The following is a 14,881-nucleotide window of genomic DNA, read 5'->3' on the forward strand; positions in this document are numbered from 1 at the left end:
AGATTACCTCAGCGCTGAGAGCGCGGGTCCTTTTCGGGACCGTATGTGCATGGGCCGATTATTCGCGGATCTGTCCGTCGCCGAACACTATCCATTTCTGCGAGGTCAGCCCCTCCAGCCCCACTGGGCCGCGGGCGTGGATTTTATCCGTACTGATGCCAATTTCAGCCCCCAATCCGTATTCGAAGCCATCCGCGAAGCGGGTGGACGCGTTCACCATCACCGAACTGGCATCCACTTCGGCGAGGAAACGCCGCGCGCGGCTGTAGTTCTCGGTGACCACCGCCTCGGTGTGGCCGGACCCGTACTCGGCGATATGGTCCATAGCTGCATCCATATCCGCCACCACGCGAATCGCCAGCACCGGCGCCAAATATTCTTCGTGCCAATCGGATTCCTGTGCCGCGTTGCAGTCCGACAGAATTCGGCAGGTCTCGGCACAACCGCGCAGCTCCACGCCCTTCTCGCGGTAGGCCGCCGCCAGGCGCGGCAGAATCTCATCGGCAATGCCCTGCGCCACCAACAATGTCTCCATCGTATTGCAGACACCATAGCGGTGGGTCTTGGCGTTCAGTGCGATATTGAACGCCTTGTCCAGATCCGCGCGGTCATCCAGATACACATGGCAAACGCCGTGCAGGTGCTTGATCACCGGCACCCGCGCCTCGCGGCTGACCCGTTCGATCAGGCCGGTGCCGCCGCGCGGCACGATCACATCCACATATTCCGGCATCGTGATCATGGCGCCCACGGCGGCGCGATCGGTGGTATCTACCACCTGCACCGCGGTCTCCGGCAGGCCCGCTTCCGCCAGCCCCGCAGCGATACAGGCGGCGATGGCGCCGTTCGAATGCAGCGCCTCGCTGCCGCCGCGCAGAATCGTCGCATTGCCGGACTTCAGGCACAGGCTGGCGGCATCGATGGTCACGTTGGGGCGCGACTCGTAGATGATGCCAACAACCCCCAGCGGCACGCGCATCTTGCCGACCTGGATACCACTGGGGCGGTATTTCAGGTCTTCGATCTCGCCCACCGGGTCCGGCAGTTCCGCGATCTGGCGTAGGCCCTCGATCATCGCGTCGATGCGCGCATCGTTCAGTTCCAACCGATCCAGTAGCGCCGCGTCGAGACCGCTGTCGCGGCCCGCCTGCATATCCTGCCCGTTGGCTTCGGCGATCTGTTCGCGCTGGCGGTGCAGCTGTGCGGCGATGGCATGCAGGGCGCGATTCTTGTGCGCGGTATCGGCGCGCGCCATCTGCCGCGCGGCCGCACGGGCGGCGCGCCCCATCGCCTCGAGGCGGGCGCGGGTAGACTGCTGGTCGGGGGTTTCGGCAACGCTACTACTGGTCACTGCGGCTCTCCGTGCTGGTGTCTGGTCTGTCGCGGGCCGCGCAGTATAACCCGAACCGCCACTTATTCGTGGGCCCAGCGATCCAGGCTGGCGGCGATACTGGCCAGTCGCGCCAGCGGGTCCTCGGTGCCGAGCAGTTCCACCCGCACCTTGTCATCCAGGGGTAGCAGCTGCGCCAGTTGCCAGGACAGAGCATCGGCGCTGTCCACCGGTGCAAACTTCAGCGGCAACATGGTCGCGCGCTCCTTCAGTTCGTCCAGCACCGCCAGCAGGCCATCGCACTCCGCCGGCACCGGTTGTGGCGGCGGCTGCGGCAACCATTCCACCTCAGCGGTCTGCAGGTTGTCGGCGGCACGGCCGACGTCGTGGATCCGGAAGCGGCGCTGGCCCTGCACCTCCACATGCAGCAGGCCCTCCTCGCCCTGGCTCCAGTCGACGATATGCACATACAGCCCCAGCGGCCACACGGACGCGTGCCCGACCTCAGCGCCGGAGCGGATCAACGCAATGCCGAAGCCACTGTCGCTCTTCAGCACCTCGCTGACCAGACGCAGGTAGCGCTGCTCGAAGATGCGCAGAGGCAGGGTCACGCCGGGATACAGCGCCATGCTGAGCGGGAACAGAGGGATCTGCGACAAAACTTTCACTCAAATCTCGGGGATACCACAACGATAACATCTGCGGCGGCTGCGCCAATGTCGTGCAAAAAAGAATTTTATGCCATCTCGTCTAGACTCATGGAAGACAAAGTTGTGGAGAGTCCCCATGCGTTGGCGCCAGGGTCGCAGAAGTAGCAATGTAGAGGACCGCCGCGGCGAATCGTCCGGCGGCGGACTGGGCGGCATGGGCAATCTGCTGGCGCTGGCGCCATTGCTGCTACGCAGCAAGAAGGGCTGGATGATACTGCTTGCTGTCGCCGCCTTTTACTTCTTTTTCGGTGACAACCAGCTGTTTCACCAGACGCCACAGCAGTCGGTGCCGTCAACCAGCGGACAGCCCGGCGCGCCCGCCGCGGGCGGTGATGATGTCGCAGATTTCGTCTCGGTGGTATTGGCAGACACCGAGGACACCTGGAGCAAGCTGTTCCAGACCGCCGGCAAGCAGTACACCCCGCCAAAACTGGTGCTCTACAACGACGCCATCCGCTCGGCCTGCGGCCTCAGCTCCGCCGCAGTCGGCCCCTTCTACTGCCCCAACGACGACAAGGTCTACCTGGACCTGAGCTTCCTCAATGAGCTCAAAAAGCTGGGCGCACCCGGCGACTTTGCCTTCGCCTATGTGATCGCCCACGAGGTGGGTCACCATGTACAGAACCTGCTCGGCACCTCGCAGAAGGTGCAGCAGGCACGCATGCAGTCCGACAAAGTCACCGCCAACCGGCTGTCGGTCATGCTGGAACTGCAGGCGGACTGCTTTGCCGGGGTCTGGGCCTTTTACGCCCACCGCGACCGCAACCTGCTGGAACCCGGCGACATCAAGGAAGGCCTGCAGGCCGCCGCCGCGGTTGGCGACGACCGCCTGCAGCAGCGCTCGGGGCATGCGGTAGCGCCGGACGCCTTCACCCACGGCAGTGCCGAGCAGCGTGTTTACTGGTTTTCCCGCGGTTTCAAAAGCGGCGATGTGAACCAGTGCAACACCTTTGCAGCCCTGTCCGGCCAACAGCCCTAAAACGCGCCCGCGCCTGCTAGACTGCACGCACCAATCCATTCCCAATCCCAACGAGATCCGAGGAGAAGATCCCATGCCCAAAGCCAAAGCACGCCACATCCTGGTCGATAGCGAAGAGAAATGCCTGGACCTGAAAAAACAGCTGGAAGGCGGTGCCGACTTCGCCAAGCTGGCCGAAGCGCACTCCCAGTGCCCGTCCGGACGCTCCGGCGGCGATCTGGGCGAGTTCAGCCAGGGACAGATGGTGCCCGAATTCGATAAAGCCGTGTTCAGCGGTGAACTGAACAAGGTACAGGGCCCGATCAAGACCCAGTTCGGCTACCACCTGCTGGAAGTGACCGAGCGCAGCGACTGATCCCTCCCCCTCCGTTAACGCGTTATCCGGGAAAACCGGCAAACACGCGATGCGGAAGCAGGCCACCATGGCACAGACAGAAACACCCAGACTCAGCAGTTACCGCCACCGCCTGCCGGTGCGAATCAGCCACTGGGTCAACGCGGCGTGCCTGCTGATCCTGCTGATGAGTGGCCTGCAGATCTTCAACGCCCATTCGGCGCTCTACTGGGGCGCCGCTTCCGACTTCGACGCGCCCTGGCTGAGTATCGGCGCGGTGCGCGGTACCGACGGTCTCCAGGGGCGTACAGAAATACTCGGCCACCGCCTCGACACCAGCGGTTTCCTCGGCACCTCCGGCGACGCCACCAATCCCGAGCGGCGCGCCTTCCCCGCCTGGCTGACGATACCCGGCCCGCGCTGGCTGGCCATGGGACGCCGCTGGCATTTCTTCTTCGCCTGGGTGCTGGTGATCAACGCCATGCTTTACCTGATCTGGTCCAGCGCCAGCGGGCACCTGCGTGAACTGACCCCAACCCGGCGCGACTGGCGCGGCTTCGGCCGCTCGCTGCTCGACCACCTGTTGCTGCGCCACCCCAGCGGCAGCGCCGCAACACGCTACAACATCCTGCAGAAACTCGCCTATCTCACCGTCATTTTTGGCCTCGGCACGCTGATCGTGCTGACCGGGCTGTGCATGTCTCCGCGCATGGACACGGTGCTGCAGCCACTGCTGGAGCTGTTCGGCGGGCGCCAGTCGGCGCGCAGTCTGCACTTTCTCGCCGCGATGGGGTTTGTGCTGTTCGTTGCCGTGCACCTGTTCGAGGTCATTGTCACCGGGCCCTGGAACAACCTGCGCTCGATGATTACCGGCCGCTACGATTACCGCGCCGATCCGCCACCGCAGCAGCAGTTCAAACGGGAAGAGACCGATGCCGAACCCTGAACGGCGCCGCCTGGTGAAAAGCCTGCTGATCCTCGGCGGTGCGGCACTCGGCGGTTGCGACCGGCTGTCGCGCTCGGACCGTTTCGTGCGTTTCCTGGAATCGGCCGAACACCTGAACGGGACACTGCAGCCGGCACTGACCGGCCCCGGCGCACTCGCGCGGGAATACACTGCTGCCGATATATCGCCGGTGTTCCGCGCCAACGGCCAGACGGACCCGGACAACCCGGCCTACCGCCAGCTGGCGCAGAACCGGTTTGCCGACTACCAGCTGCAAATCGGCGGGCTGGTAAATAAACCCCAGCGCCTCAGCCTGGCGGAGTTGCGTGCCCTGCCCGCGCGCACCCAGATCACCCGCCACGACTGCGTCGAGGGCTGGAGCGCAATCGGCCAGTGGACCGGCGCGCGCCTCGGACCGCTGCTGGAACGGGTGCAACCGCAGCCGAATGCGCGCTACGTCGTATTCCACTGCGCCGACCTGTGGGGCCGCGCGCAGACGCCCTACTACGAAAGCATCGGCATGGAAGATGCGCACCACCCGCAGACTTTGCTCGCCTATGACCTGAACGGCACCCCGCTGCCCATCGCCAACGGCGCCCCGCTGCGCCTGCGCGTGGAACGGCAACTGGGCTACAAGATGGCGAAATACATCATGGCGATCGAACTGGTGGAGAGCTTTGCGCAGATTCAGGGTGGCAAGGGCGGTTACTGGGAGGATCGGGGGTATGAGTGGTATGCGGGGATTTGATGTTCGCGTTCACTCATAGTGAAGTGCCTGCGACGAGGCGAACGAAAACGAGTAGTGGTTATAGAAACTGCGGCGTTTCAATGCCACTGGAGGCACTGCCGGCGAATTGACTCCAATCCGGTTCGGTAGGGGCGAACCTTGTGTTCGCCCAGACCTCAGAGCGCAAAAAAAAAGGCCGGTAACGGAACCCGTTACCGGCCTTTTTCATGGCAATTTTCGACCGAAAATCACGAAGTCAGGCAGTTCTCCGCCTCAGCGTCATCGGTCGATTGTGGCTTTCCCTCGTCATTACCCTGCGGCGCCGGCAGCGGTTTGAACAGCAGAATCAACAGTGGCAGCAGGGTCAGCGAACCCACCAGCGCGGCGGACATCGCCAGGGCGGTGAGCAGGCCGAAGTAGACCGACGGCACGAACTTCGACAGCGCCAGGATCGAGAAGCCGGCGATGATCGTGATCGCGGTGTAGAACATCGCCCGACCGATGGTGGCGTGGCTGCGGTGCATGGTCGCCACATAGTCGCCGTCTTTCGCGAACTCGTCGCGGAAGCGGTACAGGTAGTGGATCGCGTGGTCCACACCGATGCCGACGGTAATCGCGGCGATGGTAATGGTCATCATGTCCAGCGGAATACCGGCCAGGCCCATACCGCCGAGCACCACGCAAGCGGCCAGCATATTCGGCACCAGCGCAATCAGTGCCAGCGACAGCGAGCGGAACAGCACCAGGAACATCAGCAGGATGCCCACGAACACCGCGCCCAGGGTCAGGATCTGCGACTTGAACAGGCTCTGCAGCATGTTGTTGTACAGCACCAGCAGCCCGGTCAGGTGAATGTTTTCCGGCGCGATGCCCATGTCCTTTTCGGCGTAGTTGTAGATGCGCTCGATCAGTTCCTCACGGCGCAGGTTCGGGTCTGACTCCATGACGCGCAGGGTGATGCGTGTCTGGTGGTGCTCTACCGAGAGGTAGGGCTTCACCAGCACCGAATTGATCTCCGGCGGCAGGCTGGTGCGCGCCACTGCCAGCTCGAAGTCGTTCAGCGGGCCGTTGTTCAGGTCGCGGGCCACCTTGTACAGGGTCGCGAGCGACTGCACCTTGCCGATCTCCGGCTGCGCCTCGAGGAAGTCATGCAGCTTTTCGATCTTGGCCAGGCCGGCCACGGTGAACCAGTAGCTCGACGGTGTCGCGTCGCCGCCATCGCCGCCGAAGGGGTCATCGCTGGCGAACGGGTCGGCATCCGCACCGCCGCTATCGGCACTATCGCCGCTGTCGGTCGCGAACGGATCGTCTTCACCGGCGGCAACCGCAGCCGGCTGGTCCGGCTCGTCGAGAATGATATCCAGGCTTACGGTACCGCCGAGGCGCTGGTCGATCACCTGCATGCCCTGGTAGATCTCGGTGGAATCGTCGAAGTAATCGATAAAGCGGTTTTCCACCTTGAGGCTGGAAATACCCACCGCACTGGCTACTGCCGCCAGCAGTGATACGCCCAGCACGATCGCGCGGCGGCGCTCGGTAAAGCGGGAAAACAGCAGCGTGAACGCATGGGATTTGTCCTTGCCCATGCCATCGGCACCACGGCGCGGCAGCAGCATCAGCATGGCCGGGATCATCAGGAATGACAGCACCAGCGCCAGTGCCACACCGATGGTCATCATCCAGCCGAAGTCGATCACCGGGCGGATCCCGCTGACCACCAGCGAGGCGAAGGCGACGATGGTCGTCAGCGACGTGTACAGGCACGGTTTGGCCATAAAGCGCATGGCACCGAGTACCAGCTGGCCGCGCTCCCACTCCGGATGCTCACTGACCAGCTCACGATAGCGCACCGCGAGGTGGATGGTGATGGCCAGGGTGATGATCAGCAGCAGCGCCACGAAATTGGCCGAGATCACCGTCAGGCGCCAGTCGAGCCAGCTCAACAGCCCCAGCATCACTACCGCGGTGGTCACACAGGTGACCAGCGGCAGCAGCACCCAGCGCAGCTGACGGAAGATCACCAGCAGCGTGACGACGATAAACACCAGGATGCCGAGGCCGAACACCGCCAGGTCGCTCTTGATAAAGGAGACCATGTCGGCGGTGACCATGGACACACCACCGAGGAACAACTCCGCATCGCTCTTGTAGTTGGCGAGAATTCCACGCACATGTTCGACGCGCTCGCGCGACAGCTTTTCCTGCTCGGTGCGGTGTTGCAGGTATTCCTGACTCACCGTCTCCAGCCGCGCCTTCTCTTCCTCCGACAGCGGGCCCTGCTGGCGCTTGCGCAGCAGCGCATCGCGCTCGCGCACCAGCTCGTTGCCCTGCTTGTCGAACTTCAGGTTCACCAGCAGCGCGGTGGTCTCGCCGTCGGGGCTCAGGATCAGCTTGCGGTAGATGGGGCTGGACAGGAACTCCTTGCGCGCGAGCTTTTTGTCGGTGCCCGGCGTCGACAGCGTGCGGATGCCGTCGGCGATATCGGTAATCGCGACCTTGGGACTGTACAGCAGCGGTACGTCGAGAATGCTCTGCACATTGTCCACACCCTGCACCTGCGCCAGGTTGTCGCGCAGCTTGCCGAGGGTTTTCAGAGAAGCGTCACTGAACAGGTCGCCCTGCTTGGAGCGGTAAGTCACCACCAGGAAGTCGCCGCTGGCGTAGCGCTCGGCAATCTTGCGGTAGTAGTCGAGGGACTTGTCCGCCTCCAGGGTCAGGGAGTCCGCCGAGGCGTCGATCTTGAAGCGCGGCAGCCCCGCTGCGGCGCCGATCGTAATCAGGGCCAGGATCAACAACAGGGTTTTTGGCCGCTGGATCACCAGCTTTTCGTACCAGGTTTGCAAGGCTGACAGCATAGGGTTTCGCTTAAATTAACAATATAGGCTGTACCGCAGCGGCGAACGTTTCGCTCGCCCCGCGCGGCAGAAAACGAACACAATGTTCGCTTTTAAAAAAATTTTCTGGGAAAAAATTTCAGGGCTTATCGATATGCCCCAGTTCACGCCCCGGGAATAACAGATCCCGCACACGCTGTTTCAGTTCCTTCGGACCGGGAAATCCGCCGTCGCGCTTGCGCTCCCAGAGCAGCTGCTCGCCGACGCGAATCTCGAACACACCGCCGCTGCCGGGTTGCAGCGCCACCTGCGCCAGGTCGTCGGCGAAGGTGTAGAGCAGCTCCTGTGCCATCCAGGTGGCGCGCAGCATCCAGTTGCACTGCACACAGTAGTGAATGGTCACACTCGGCTTCATTCAGTCCCCCAGCGCGGCAGCAGCTGCTGCGCCACGCCCAGCTGGTCGAGCAGCCGCGCGACGACAAAGTCCACCAGATCCTCCACCGATTGCGGCTTCTGGTAGAAGCCGGGGCTGGCGGGCAGGATCATCGCGCCCATGCGGGTCAGCTTGAGCATGTTCTCCAGGTGGATCTCCGAGTACGGCGCCTCGCGCGGTACCAGGATCAGCTGGCGGCGCTCCTTCAGGGCCACATCCGCGGCGCGCTCGATTAGGTTGTTCGAGGCCCCGCAGGCAATCGCCGACAGGGTGCCGCCGCTGGCCGGGCAGATCACCAGGCTCGATGCGGCACCGGTGCCCGAGGCCACCGGCGAGAACCAGTCGCGCTTGCCAAACAGCTGCAGCTGGCCATCGGCGGCGCCGAAGCGCCGGGCGAGGAACGCCTGCAGCTCGCTGTCGTCGCCGTCCGGCAGCCGGCAGTCGGTTTCGGTGTCGATCACCACCCGCGCGGCATCGGACATCAGCAGCCACACGCGCACCTCGGCCGCGAGCAGGCACTGCAGCAGGCGCAGGCCGTACTGGGCGCCGGAGGCACCGGTAATGGCCAGGGTGACGGTCTTGGTCCAGGCAGGTTGAGTCAAGGTCATTTCCGCGTGGGGCGCACTCTACGAGTGCTTCTGTTTCAGCGCCTGTAACAGCCGCTGGTGAATACCGCCGAAACCGCCATTGCTCATGACCACAATATGGGTTCCGGTCTCGGCCAGATTGATGGCGGATTCTACACCCGCTTCGATATTGTCGAAAATCTTTGCCGGCACGGTGGAGTGGTGCACCACATCCCCCAGGGACCAGTCCATGCCCTCCGGTTCGTACCACAGCACCAGATCGGCGCCGGTGCAGGCGCGGGCCAGTGTCTGCTGGTGAATACCCATACGCATGGTGTTGGAGCGCGGTTCAATCAGCGCGATGATCTTGTCGTCTCCGACCTTGGCGCGCAGGCCGTCCAGGGTGGAGGCGATCGCCGTCGGGTGGTGGGCGAAGTCGTCGTAGACGCGGATGCCGGCCACTTCGCCGATACACTCCATACGCCGCTTTACGCCGGCGAAGTTGCCCAGCGCCTCGGCGGCCAGCTGTGGCTCCACGCCCACGTGGCGCGCCGCCGCCATGGCGGCGAGGCCGTTGCGCACATTGTGCATACCGGTGAGATCCCACGCCACTCGGGCTACCTCGGCGTCGCGGAAGTTCACCGCAAAATGGCCACCGTCGGCGGCGATTTCCACCGCGCACCAGTCCCCCAGGCGCACGCCGTCTTCGGCTTCGGTGGCAAAGCGCTGCACTTCGCTCCAGCAGCCCTGATCCAGCACCGCCTCGACCGCGTCCTCGGCCGAGGCCACGATCAGGCCATTGCCGGGTACGGTGCGCACCAGGTGGTGGAACTGGCGCTGGATGGCGGCCAGATCCGGAAATATGTCCGCGTGGTCAAATTCCAGGTTGTTGATGATCAGCGTGCGCGGGCGGTAGTGGACAAACTTGGAGCGTTTGTCGAAGAAGGCGGTGTCGTACTCGTCCGCCTCCACCACGAAGAAGGGCGTCTCCCCCAGGCGCGCGGACACGCCGAAATTGCCGGGCACGCCGCCGATCAGGAAGCCGGGCTTCATACCGGCGAATTCGAGGATCCACGCCAGCATGCTGGAAGTGGTGGTCTTGCCGTGGGTACCGGATACCGCCAGAACCCAGCGGCCGCCAAGGAAGTGGTCGCACAGCCACTGCGCCCCGGAGGTATAGGGCAGGCCCCGCTCCAGCACCGCCTCTACCGCCGGATTACCGCGCGACAGGGCATTGCCGATGATCACCAGGTCCGGCGCCGGCTCCAGCTGCGAGGGCTCGTAGCCCTCGGTGAGCTGAATGCCCGCCTGCTCCAGCTGTGTGCTCATGGGCGGATAGACGTTGGCGTCTGATCCGGTCACTTTATGGCCCTCGGCCACAGCCAGTTGCGCCAGGCTGCCCATAAAGGTGCCGCAGATACCTAGAATATGAATATGCATGGCGGAAATTTGTACTCCTTAAGGGGGCGGCGCAAGCTTACCACGCCCGTTGTAACCAGTAATTGCCGAATACCCCAATTTCGGTGCAATCCCGACGTCATTCGATTAGACTCCGCCCCCAAATTCGCCAGCCTCCGCCCCCGCGGGGGACTAGAGCCCGCCAAAAGGGCCACCGGCGTCCCGAGCGCCCCGCCCGCCGGCGTGCCCACAGGGCACCCCAGGCGGCCGGGGCGCCACGATTTTTGCAGGGTAACGCCCCCGCAAGCGCATATAGATGACGAAATAGGACAACCATGCCGAAGAAGAATGCCTTTTACGCCCAATCCGGCGGTGTAACCGCCGTGATCAATGCCTCTGCCTGTGGTGTGATCGAGGCCGCCCGCGAACACCCGGACCAGATCGGCAATGTCTATGCCGGGCTGAACGGCATCCTCGGTGCCCTGCACGAGGAGCTGATCGATGTCAGCCAGGAGAGCGATGAAGACATCGCCGCTCTGCGCCACACGCCGTCCGGCGCCTTCGGCTCTTGCCGCTACAAGCTGAAGAGCCTGGAGCAGAACCGCGCCGAGTACGAGCGCCTGATCGAGGTGTTCAAGGCCCACGATATCGGCTACTTCTTCTACAATGGCGGCGGCGACTCCGCCGACACCTGCCTGAAAGTCTCCCAGCTGTCCGAAAAAATGGGTTACCCGATCCAGGCCATCCATATCCCCAAGACTGTCGACAACGACCTGCCGCTGACTGACAACTGCCCCGGCTTCGGCTCCGTGGCCAAGTACGTAGCGGTATCCACCAAGGAAGCGGCACTGGACGTGGCTTCCATGTGCGCCACCTCCACCAAGGTATTCATCCTCGAGGTGATGGGCCGCCACGCCGGCTGGATTGCCGCCGCCGGCGCCCTGGCGCAGGAACAGGAAGGCGATGCGCCGCACATCATCCTGTTCCCGGAAGTGGCGTTCGACAAAGAGAAGTTCCTGGCCAAGGTGCAGCAGACTGTGGATCAAAAAGGCTACTGCGTGATTGTCGCCTCCGAGGGCGCCCAGTATGCCGACGGCACCTTCCTCGCCGATGCCGGTAGCGTCGACGCTTTCGGCCACAAGCAGCTGGGCGGCGTGGCGCCGACCCTGGCCAATATGATCAAGAGCGAGCTGGGGCTCAAATACCACTGGGCGCTGGCCGACTACCTGCAGCGCGCCGCGCGCCACATCGCTTCGGCCACCGACGTCGAACAGGCCTACGCCGTGGGCCGCTCCGCGGTGGAAATGGCGGTGGCCGGGCAGAACGCCATCATGCCGATCATCGTGCGCAACAAAGGCCCGGAGTACAGCTGGTCGGTGGGCGAAGCGCCGCTGTCCGACGTGGCCAATGTGGAAAAGATGATGCCGGCGGAGTACATCAGCGAGGACGGCCTCGGCATCACCCAGGCGGGCCGCGACTACCTGCTGCCGCTGATCCAGGGCGAGGACTACCCGCCCTATAAAGACGGCGTCCCGCAGTATGCCAAGCTGAAGAATGTGCTGGTGGAGAAGAAACTGGAAAAAGGTTTCGACGTGTAAGCCGCACAGGCATCCCGAGATGCAGCGAGCCCCCGCCTCCCCGGAGCCGGGGGCTTTTTTATAGGCCGCCGAACCGGGCTGGCGTGGCGCGCAAGGCGCACACAAAATCCGCCGCGCCGTTTTCAAACAGCGCTGTGTGGCACTGCTCAACGCCCACCAACTCACCTTCGGGTACCGCGATCGAATACTGCCGCAATTGACCGCCGCAGGCCGGTCAGGCGCCGGTGGAGTCCGCCCGCTCGCGCAGAATGTCCGCCGCAATGCGAAACGACTCCAGTCGCGCGCGGTGATCGAAGATGGTGCCGGTCACAATCAGCTCATCCACCCCGGTGCGCTCCAGGAAGCCGTCGATAAACGCCGCCACCGTCTCCCGCGAACCGGCAGCACTGGCCGACAGCGCCTGCTCGATCTGCGCCCGCTCCAGCGGCGAGGCGATCTCATCCGGATCCTCCACCGGCGGTTTCAGCGGTCCCGGCGTGCCGCGACGCAGGGCGACAAACTGCTGCTCCAGGGATGTCATCAGATAACGCCCGCGCTCGTCCGAATCCGCCGCGAACACATTGATGCCCGCCGCCGCATAGGGGGCGTCGAGGTAGGCGGACGGACGGAAACTGTCGCGGTAAACCTGCAGGGCACGATCGAGCATCGCCGGGGCGAAGTGCGAGGCGAAGGCAAACGGCAACCCCAGCGCGCCGGCCAGCTGGGCGCTGAACAGGCTCGAACCCAACAGCCACACCGGCACCCGCAAGCCCACCCCGGGAACCGCGCGCACCCGCTGGCCGGGCTTTTCCGGCTCAAAGTAATGCAGCAGCTCCTGCACATCCTGCGGAAAGCGTTCGGCGGCATCGGCCAGCTGGTCACGGCGCAGGGCCATCATGGTGTTGCCATCGGTACCCGGCGCACGGCCAAGGCCCAGATCCACTCGATCCGGGTACAGCGCCGCCAGAGTGCCGAACTGTTCCGCCACCACCAGCGGCGAATGGTTGGGCAGCATGACGCCGCCGGCGGCCACGCGGATGCGGCGGGTGCCCTCGGCCACAAAACCCAGCGCCACCGCCGTCGCCGCGCTGGCGATACCGGTCATATTGTGGTGCTCCGCCATCCAGAAGCGCCGGTAGCCCCACTGCTCCGCATGCTGGGCCAGATCGCGTGAATTCAGCAAGGCGCCGCGGGCATCGCTGTCGGTGGTAATCGGGGAAAGGTCGAGCAGGGAAAAAGCGCGCACAACAACTCCTTACAGGCATTCATATGGGCACGGTGCAGCATAGCGCCGTCCGCCATAATGACGATAGCCGGATTCTGCAACACAAGCCCGCGATCCTCCACAGCGACAGTTGCGGCCGCTTCCAAGCGCACAAAAACACTGCGTTCCCGCGCCAATTGCGGCGGCGAGATCTCTTTTGTTGGAATTTATCAATCCGCAACACCCCCGGCGGTACTGGACAGCCCTATCGGTCGCACGCAAACTCTGCAAGCGCTGAATAAGAGAGATAATCATGAAAAAAATTCTGATCGGACTGGGCACCGCACTGCTGGTGCTCGCCGCCGTTGTTCTGGTGCGCACCGCACAATACACAGCACCCGCCCCCACCGCGGAAAAAATCCGGGCCCGGGATATCGATGCGCGCAGTGTCGCCGAGCACCTGTCCGCCGCCATCGGCTTCCAGACAGTTTCTGCACAGCTGCAGCAACAGCCCACCCAGCAGCAGTTTGAGGCGTTTATCGCCTGGCTTGCCGAGACTTATCCCCAAGTGCACGCCACCATGGCGCCCCAACGCCTGGGTACCGATCCCGACCACCGGTACAGCCTGCTGTTTACCTGGCGCGGCCAGCGCGACGACCTGCAGCCGATACTACTGTCGGCCCACTACGATGTGGTACCGGTAATTCCCGGTACCGACGACCAGTGGCAGCACCCGCCCTATAGCGGCGCCATCGACGACACGCACATCTGGGGCCGCGGTTCACTGGACGACAAGAGTGCGGTCATCGCGCTGATGGAAGCCGCCAGCCAGCTGCTCAAGGAAGGATTCCAGCCGCAGCGCACCGTGTATATCAGCCTCACCAATGACGAGGAGATCGGCGGCAATCACGGCACCGCCGCGGTGGTGAAAAAACTCGAGCAGGACGGTGTGCGCCCGGCCTGGACCCTGGACGAGGGCTCCTTCCTGCTGCGCGGCTTTATTCCCGGTATTGATGGCGATGTGGCCAGCATCAATGTGGCCGAAAAGGGGTATATGACCGTAGATCTGGTTGCCCACGGCAAGGGAGGCCACTCATCCATGCCGCCGCGGCAAACCGCCGTGGATACCCTCGCCGAAGCGCTGGTGAAGCTGCAGCAGTCGCCGATTCCCGGCGGCCTCGACGGCGTCGGCGGCCAGATGTTTGATGCCATTGCACCGCATATGCCGTTCGGCAAACGCCTGCTGTTCGCCAACCGCTGGCTGTTCGGCGGCCTGATCGAGAAGGCCCTGAAAGGCAGCCCCAGCACCGCCGCGATGCTCCACACCACCATCGCGCCGACAATGCTGCACGCCAGCGTCAAGGAAAATGTGCTGCCGATCGAAGCCGTGGCCACCATCAACCTGCGCGTACACCCGCGCGACACCATCGACGGCGTGGCCGAATACCTGAAAAACACCATCGGCGACGACCGCGTCGACCTGGTAGTGCGCCAGAGCGACCCAGCCTCGCGTGTCTCCAGCACCGACGCAGCAGGCTTCAAAGCGCTCGCCAGTGCCACCCGCGCCACTTACGGCCCGGTGATCGTCGCCCCCGGCCTCACCGTTGCCGCCACCGACAGTCACCGTTACGAGAAAGTCGCCGACAACAGCTACCGCTTCAACCCGATGGTGGTCAGCAGAGAGGATATCCACGGATTCCACGGCACCAACGAGCGCATCAGTATCGAGAATATGGTGAAGGCTACCAACTTCTACAGCCAGCTGATCGAAAGTGGCAGCGCGGAATAAATGACAGAAACAGGCCACTGGGAAAGGCGCAGCAACTGCCGTTTTTCCCGGTGC

The 14,881-nt window shown here is 63.7% G+C and carries 13 protein-coding genes; 6 read left to right on the forward strand and 7 right to left on the reverse strand.

Annotation, left to right across the window (positions count from 1 at the left end; translation table 11 throughout):
* Positions 1-58: 58 nt before the first annotated feature.
* Positions 59-1,351, reverse strand: a complete 1,293-nt coding sequence (locus ABDK11_RS14665; protein ID WP_346837261.1) for a glutamate-5-semialdehyde dehydrogenase — start codon at positions 1,349-1,351, stop codon at positions 59-61.
* A 62-nt stretch (positions 1,352-1,413) separates the two neighbouring features.
* Positions 1,414-1,998: an LON peptidase substrate-binding domain-containing protein gene (locus ABDK11_RS14670; protein ID WP_346837262.1), complete on the reverse strand. Its 585-nt coding sequence runs from the start codon at positions 1,996-1,998 to the stop codon at positions 1,414-1,416.
* 118 nt (positions 1,999-2,116) lie between these two features.
* Between ABDK11_RS14670 and ABDK11_RS14675 the strand changes: the two genes are divergently transcribed.
* The 4 genes from ABDK11_RS14675 (at position 2,117) to ABDK11_RS14690 (ending at position 5,047) form a co-directional block, all read left to right on the forward strand.
* Complete coding sequence (locus ABDK11_RS14675) at positions 2,117-3,019, forward strand: neutral zinc metallopeptidase (protein WP_346837263.1); 903 nt, start codon at positions 2,117-2,119, stop codon at positions 3,017-3,019.
* Between the two features lie 73 nt (positions 3,020-3,092).
* Positions 3,093-3,374, forward strand: coding sequence for a peptidylprolyl isomerase (locus ABDK11_RS14680; RefSeq protein ID WP_346837264.1), 282 nt, complete (start codon positions 3,093-3,095; stop codon positions 3,372-3,374).
* A gap of 67 nt (positions 3,375-3,441) precedes the next feature.
* Positions 3,442-4,299, forward strand: coding sequence for a cytochrome b/b6 domain-containing protein (locus ABDK11_RS14685; protein ID WP_346837265.1), 858 nt, complete (start codon positions 3,442-3,444; stop codon positions 4,297-4,299).
* On the forward strand, positions 4,286-5,047 hold the full coding sequence (locus tag ABDK11_RS14690; RefSeq protein ID WP_346837266.1) for a molybdopterin-binding protein: 762 nt from the start codon (positions 4,286-4,288) through the stop codon (positions 5,045-5,047). Before ABDK11_RS14685 ends, ABDK11_RS14690 begins: the two co-directional genes overlap by 14 nt.
* A gap of 227 nt (positions 5,048-5,274) precedes the next feature.
* On the opposite strand, the gene ABDK11_RS14695 is transcribed toward ABDK11_RS14690, so the two are convergent.
* The 4 genes from ABDK11_RS14695 to mpl all read right to left on the reverse strand — a co-directional run bounded on the left by ABDK11_RS14695 (position 5,275) and on the right by mpl (position 10,299).
* Complete coding sequence (locus ABDK11_RS14695) at positions 5,275-7,881, reverse strand: MMPL family transporter (RefSeq protein ID WP_346837267.1); 2,607 nt, start codon at positions 7,879-7,881, stop codon at positions 5,275-5,277.
* 118 nt (positions 7,882-7,999) lie between these two features.
* Positions 8,000-8,275 (reverse strand): SelT/SelW/SelH family protein, encoded by a 276-nt coding sequence (locus ABDK11_RS14700; RefSeq protein ID WP_346837268.1) that lies wholly within the window; start codon positions 8,273-8,275, stop codon positions 8,000-8,002.
* A complete protein-coding gene (locus ABDK11_RS14705) occupies positions 8,272-8,901 on the reverse strand; it encodes a flavin prenyltransferase UbiX (RefSeq protein WP_346837269.1) in 630 nt (209 codons plus the stop codon). Before ABDK11_RS14705 ends, ABDK11_RS14700 begins: the two co-directional genes overlap by 4 nt.
* 18 nt (positions 8,902-8,919) lie before the next feature.
* Positions 8,920-10,299 carry a UDP-N-acetylmuramate:L-alanyl-gamma-D-glutamyl-meso-diaminopimelate ligase gene (mpl, locus tag ABDK11_RS14710; protein ID WP_346837270.1) on the reverse strand — a complete coding sequence of 460 codons (1,380 nt, stop codon included), beginning with the start codon at positions 10,297-10,299 and terminating at the stop codon, positions 8,920-8,922.
* A 293-nt stretch (positions 10,300-10,592) separates the two neighbouring features.
* On the opposite strand from mpl, the gene ABDK11_RS14715 reads away from it, so the two are divergent.
* Positions 10,593-11,855, forward strand: a complete 1,263-nt coding sequence (locus ABDK11_RS14715) for a 6-phosphofructokinase (RefSeq protein WP_346837271.1) — start codon at positions 10,593-10,595, stop codon at positions 11,853-11,855.
* 214 nt (positions 11,856-12,069) lie between these two features.
* Here the strand turns inward: ABDK11_RS14715 and ABDK11_RS14720 are convergent, their stop codons facing one another.
* Positions 12,070-13,080, reverse strand: a complete 1,011-nt coding sequence (locus tag ABDK11_RS14720) for an LLM class flavin-dependent oxidoreductase (RefSeq protein ID WP_346837272.1) — start codon at positions 13,078-13,080, stop codon at positions 12,070-12,072.
* 271 nt (positions 13,081-13,351) lie between these two features.
* Between ABDK11_RS14720 and ABDK11_RS14725 the strand changes: the two genes are divergently transcribed.
* Entirely contained in the window at positions 13,352-14,827 is a 1,476-nt protein-coding gene (locus tag ABDK11_RS14725) for a M20 family peptidase (protein ID WP_346837273.1), read from the forward strand.
* Positions 14,828-14,881: the final 54 nt, after the last annotated feature.

This window comes from Microbulbifer sp. SAOS-129_SWC (assembly GCF_039696035.1).
Classification (GTDB): Bacteria; Pseudomonadota; Gammaproteobacteria; order Pseudomonadales; family Cellvibrionaceae; genus Microbulbifer.

Coding starts and splice junctions, on each gene's coding strand:
- ABDK11_RS14675 (WP_346837263.1), top strand. CDS start 2,117: ATGCGTTGGCGCCAGGGTCGCAGAAGTAGCAATGTAGAGGACCGCCGC.
- ABDK11_RS14680 (WP_346837264.1), top strand. CDS start 3,093: ATGCCCAAAGCCAAAGCACGCCACATCCTGGTCGATAGCGAAGAGAAA.
- ABDK11_RS14685 (WP_346837265.1), top strand. CDS start 3,442: ATGGCACAGACAGAAACACCCAGACTCAGCAGTTACCGCCACCGCCTG.
- ABDK11_RS14690 (WP_346837266.1), top strand. CDS start 4,286: ATGCCGAACCCTGAACGGCGCCGCCTGGTGAAAAGCCTGCTGATCCTC.
- ABDK11_RS14695 (WP_346837267.1), bottom strand. CDS start 7,881: ATGCTGTCAGCCTTGCAAACCTGGTACGAAAAGCTGGTGATCCAGCGG.
- ABDK11_RS14700 (WP_346837268.1), bottom strand. CDS start 8,275: ATGAAGCCGAGTGTGACCATTCACTACTGTGTGCAGTGCAACTGGATG.
- ABDK11_RS14705 (WP_346837269.1), bottom strand. CDS start 8,901: ATGACCTTGACTCAACCTGCCTGGACCAAGACCGTCACCCTGGCCATT.
- mpl (WP_346837270.1), bottom strand. CDS start 10,299: ATGCATATTCATATTCTAGGTATCTGCGGCACCTTTATGGGCAGCCTG.
- ABDK11_RS14715 (WP_346837271.1), top strand. CDS start 10,593: ATGCCGAAGAAGAATGCCTTTTACGCCCAATCCGGCGGTGTAACCGCC.
- ABDK11_RS14725 (WP_346837273.1), top strand. CDS start 13,352: ATGAAAAAAATTCTGATCGGACTGGGCACCGCACTGCTGGTGCTCGCC.